This window comes from Mesorhizobium sp. M7A.F.Ca.US.007.01.2.1, assembly GCF_003998165.1.
Taxonomy (GTDB): domain Bacteria; phylum Pseudomonadota; class Alphaproteobacteria; order Rhizobiales; family Rhizobiaceae; genus Mesorhizobium; species Mesorhizobium ciceri.
Genome location: NZ_RZQP01000348.1, coordinates 1 through 4,283, shown reverse-complemented (window position 1 = coordinate 4,283; position 4,283 = coordinate 1). Strand labels below are relative to the sequence as shown.

General features: G+C 62.1%; 4 protein-coding genes and 1 pseudogene. 2 read left to right on the top strand and 3 right to left on the bottom strand.

What is annotated here, in order from left to right; translation table 11 throughout:
- Positions 1–5 precede the first annotated feature (5 nt).
- Positions 6–1,394: a multicopper oxidase family protein gene (locus tag EN949_RS33225; protein ID WP_127371925.1), complete on the top strand. Its 1,389-nt coding sequence runs from the start codon at positions 6–8 to the stop codon at positions 1,392–1,394.
- A 33-nt stretch (positions 1,395–1,427) separates the two neighbouring features.
- Here EN949_RS33225 and EN949_RS33220 read toward each other — a convergent pair whose 3' ends face one another.
- The 3 genes from EN949_RS33220 to EN949_RS33210 form a co-directional block, all read right to left on the bottom strand.
- Positions 1,428–1,715, bottom strand: coding sequence for a PTS sugar transporter subunit IIB (locus EN949_RS33220; RefSeq protein WP_023809203.1), 288 nt, complete (start codon positions 1,713–1,715; stop codon positions 1,428–1,430).
- Positions 1,716–1,734: 19 nt separating this feature from the next.
- The gene (locus EN949_RS33215; RefSeq protein WP_127366690.1) at positions 1,735–2,196 is read right to left on the bottom strand and encodes a PTS sugar transporter subunit IIA; all 462 of its coding nucleotides are present in this window, start codon (positions 2,194–2,196) and stop codon (positions 1,735–1,737) included.
- Between the two features lie 119 nt (positions 2,197–2,315).
- Positions 2,316–3,722, bottom strand: coding sequence for a PTS sugar transporter subunit IIC (locus EN949_RS33210; protein WP_013530221.1), 1,407 nt, complete (start codon positions 3,720–3,722; stop codon positions 2,316–2,318).
- 341 nt (positions 3,723–4,063) lie between these two features.
- Here EN949_RS33210 and EN949_RS33205 point away from each other — a divergent pair.
- Positions 4,064–4,283 (top strand): annotated as a pseudogene (locus tag EN949_RS33205) (homoserine dehydrogenase); the annotation flags it as partial.

Here is a 4,283-nt window from a genome sequence, read left to right as displayed (position 1 = left end):
TGACCATACTCACCCGACGCCGGCTTTTGAAAACGGCAGCGATTGCCGGCGCAGGCGGGGTCGGGCTTTCGGCCATGGGCCGGCTTGGTGGCTGGGCCGCTGCCACGCCTGAGCCGGTGGTTTTGCAGACGGCAAAGATCCAGGCGAAGCTGATGGATATCGGCCAGACCAGGGATGTGCTGACCTATGGCAACGCCGGAATGCCGCCCGTGCTCAGAATGAAAAAAGGCCAGCCCTTCGCTGCACGCCTTGTCAACGCGATCGACGATCCGACGACGATCCACTGGCACGGTATTCGCGTTCCAAACAAGATGGACGGCGTGCCGTTCCTGGTCCAGCCCTACGTCTACACCGGCGATCATTTCGACTACGCCTTCACGCCGCCCGATGCCGGCACCTTCTGGTACCACCCGCATTGCAACACGCTGGAGCAGATGGGCCATGGCCTGACCGGCGTGATCGTGGTCGAGAATCCCAACGATCCGAAATTCGATGCCGAAATCGTCCTCAATTTGCGCGACTGGCGCCTCGGCGACGACGGCCAGTTCATCGACCAGTTCCGGCCGCGCGATGCCGCAAGAACTGGCACTTACGGCACGGTGCGCACCGCAAACTGGCTCGACCAGCCGCAATATGACACGCCGGCCGGAGGGCTGGTGCGGCTCAGGGTCGCCATCACCGACGTGACGCGAATCTACGCTTTTCACGTCGACGGTGCACAGGCGACTGTCATGGCGCTCGACGGCAATCCGGTGCCTGAGCGTTTTTCCCCCGATGCCTTGCTGCTTGGACCCGGCCAGCGCATGGAGCTGGCCATACGCATGCCCGACGAGGAAGGCGCGATCGTCAGCTTGAGGGACGTCAGAGGCACCAAGCCAAAAATCCTGGCAACCCTGCGCGCGACAGGAAACTCCCTCAAACGGGACATTCGCGATGTTGCTCCACTGGAGCTCAATCCGGTGGCGGAAGTGGATCTCGCCAGTGCCAGGCATATTTCCCTGGCGCTCAGCGCCACGGCGGAAAACGTCCCGAGCGATGGCATCTGCGGCTCGCTGGGCTACAGTTTCTGGGCCATCAACAAAGTGCCGTGGCCCGGCGACACCAAGGATCCGACCGCGCCTCTGGCCGAACTGAAGCTTGGCCAAAGCTACGTCGTCGACATGGAGAACCTGACGCCGCAATCCCATCCGATGCACCTGCACGGCATGAGCTTCAAGGTGCTGTCGTCCTCGACGCGCCAGGTTCAGCCCGTGATTTCCGACACCTATCTCATCCAGCCCAACGAGAAGGTTCAGCTCGGTTTCGTCGCCGATAATCCCGGCGACTGGCTGCTGCACTGCCACATCATCGAGCACCAGAAATCGGGAATGACGAGCTACGTCAGGGTGGTGTGAAGCCGCGTCAGCCTGGGCGTGGCGTCTGGACCGTCACTTGCGCAATTGAGCCTCGATCTCGTCGAGCACTTTGTCCTTGCCGATGCCGGTGAGGAAGGCGAGGCCCTTGATGACCGGCTTGGTCACCGAAGCGGAGATCGGGGTGGTTGCGACGATGAAGTCGACATTGTCGGCCAGTCCGGGCACTTCGGTGGCCTTTGCCTGCTGGGCATTGAAGGTGAGGCCGCGTTTCTTCATTTCCTCGGTGACGGCGACATTGACCGCGGTCGAGGTGGCGATGCCCGTGCCGCAGGCGAAGAGAATGGTTTTCTGTCTGGACATCTCTGCTTCTCCTTGGTTATCAGCCGAGTACGGCTCGCACGTCTTCGAGGGTTCTGGCCGACCTCAAATCATCCAAGGCTTGCGGGTTCTGGATGGTGGCCATGACGGCCTGCAGCGCCTCAATCTGCTTGTCCTTGTCGTTGATGGCAAGCAGGAAGACGAAGCCGACCGGCAGTATCTCGTCGGGATCCTCCATGTTGGCGAAGGCCACCGGTTGCTTCAATGTGGCCATCGCGATGCCAGGCTTCAGCACATGCTCCGGATCGGTGTGCGGCACCGCGACATTGTCGGAGCGTTCCAGCGGCAGTCCTGTCGGGATGGTCAATTCGCGGCGCACGACCGCGTCGGCATAGGAGCTTTTGACATAGCCAAGTCTCTCCAGCCGACCCGCCAGAATGCGGATGATCTCCTCATTGGTCGAGGCATCGGATCCGAGCACGATCGCGTCGGGATCCAGAAGCTGCATGAGGCCGTCGGACATTCTTTGCTCCGTCGATGAAATCGTGCGCCCCGAGGAGGGCGCACGATCGGGCTCCGTCGATGAAATCGGGCGCCCCGAGGAGGGCGCACGATCGGTTTGAAGGGTGGACCCTATCAGGTTCAGGCCGTCTCTTCGGCCGGCTCGTCCTCGGCGCCCGCGGCCCGCTCCCAGCCGAGCGGATTGCGGCGGTAGAGGACAAACAATGCCGCGATGACCACCGCGATCACGATGATGCCGACAAGTCCAAGCCCCTGGATCGCCTCGATGACCACGTAAGGCACCCACAGGAAGCCGTCGACCACCGAGGTGATCTGCAGCGCATCCGCCGGCAGCTTGAAGCCCGATGCGACGGCAGCACTTGTGAACAGCGGCGCCAGCGCGTTGGCGACGTAGAAGCCGATGGCCAGCGTCACCGTGCCGATCACCACCATGCGGAACACGTTGCCTTTGACCAGCGGCGCGGTCATGGCGACGATGAAGGGAATGACCGCAAGGTCGGCGAACAGGATGACGCGGTTGCCCGGCAGGATGATGGACAGGATGATCGCGATCGGCACCAGGATCAGCGACGACGAGATCGCGGCCGGATGGCCGATCAGGATCGCGGAATCGAGGCCAACAAGAAGCTCGCGATCGCCCGTGCGCTTGCGCACGAATGCCTGGGCTGCGTCGGAAACCGGCAGCAGGCCTTCCATCAGGATCTTGACCATGCGCGGCAGCAGCAGCATGACCGCGGCCAGCGTCATGCCGGTGCCCAGAACCTTGGCCAGCACCACGCTGAGATCACCCGCATTGTAGAAGGCGATCGCACCAAGCACGAGGCCGATAATGAGGCCCATCACGACAGGTTCGCCGAACACGCCGAACCTGCGCTCGATCGTATCGGTGTTGATGTTGATGCGGTTGATCCCGGGAATGCGGTCCATGATCCAGTTGAGCACAATGGCGATCGGCAGGATCTGCGCCGAGGCGAGATGCGGCACGGAAATGCCGGGTACCCCGTAGAACTGCTGTACCGCGCGCGCCGACCAGTCGGCGAACAGCAGCGAGAGTGCTGCGACAAGTGCTGCGACCGCGATGCCATAGGCCAGATTGTCGGTTGCGGCGACCACCAGCGAGCCGACAAAGGCGAAGTGCCAGAAGTTCCAGACGTCGACATTGAGCGTGCGCGTCATGCGTGTCAGCAACAGCACGATGTTGACGAGGATGCCGACCGGAATGACCCAAAGGCCGACCGATGAGCCGAAGGCGATCGCGGCCGCGGAGGGCCAGCCGACATCGATGATGTCGCGATGGATGCCGGTGTTGGTGACGATGGCCTTGGCGACGTCGCCAATCGACGTGAACATGAGGCCAAGCACCAGATTGATGCCGATGAAGGCGACGCCGATGGTGACGGCGGCGCGAAAAGCCTTGCTGACCTTGGCGCCCAGAACCACGGCGATGACGAAAATGACAATTGGCAGCAGGATCGTCGGGCCAAGCGTATCGATGGCCCCTTTTAGGCCCGCGAGAACAGTATCCATTTTTCCTCCCCTGGAGCCGCGAGCCTTCGCTCGACGCCTCGCAATGATGCTCCATCCAGCCTTTGACGCCGTGGCGCAAAGACACTCCCCAACTTGCCGCAGAGGCGAATGCTTCCCGACTGTCGCGTCGGTGAACATTTGCCTTTGTTGACAAACGAATGTTTTATTGGGGTTGTCCGCTACAATGTCAATTGGTTGGGCTTCGGCGAATCGAGCCCCGGCGGACGTGCCTTCCGAGACGATTTCGTGGGAAATTGCCGGTCGCGACCGGGTTTCGTTGGCAAATAGAACCCATTCCCTGCTATCCGACCCCAAATCACGAAGCTGTGGACATTTCCTGCATGACCAACGTCGCCCTGACCGGGCTTGCCCGTGATCTCGCCAAGCGTGCCGCCGAGAACCGCCCGGTGCGCATCGGTGTCATCGGCTCGGGCGAAATGGGCACCGATCTGGTCACGCAGGGCATGCTGATGCCGGGCATTTCGGTCTGCGCCGTCTCGACGCGCCGCCCGCACACCGCGCGCGACGCTATCCGTATCGCCTATGGCGACGAAGCCATGG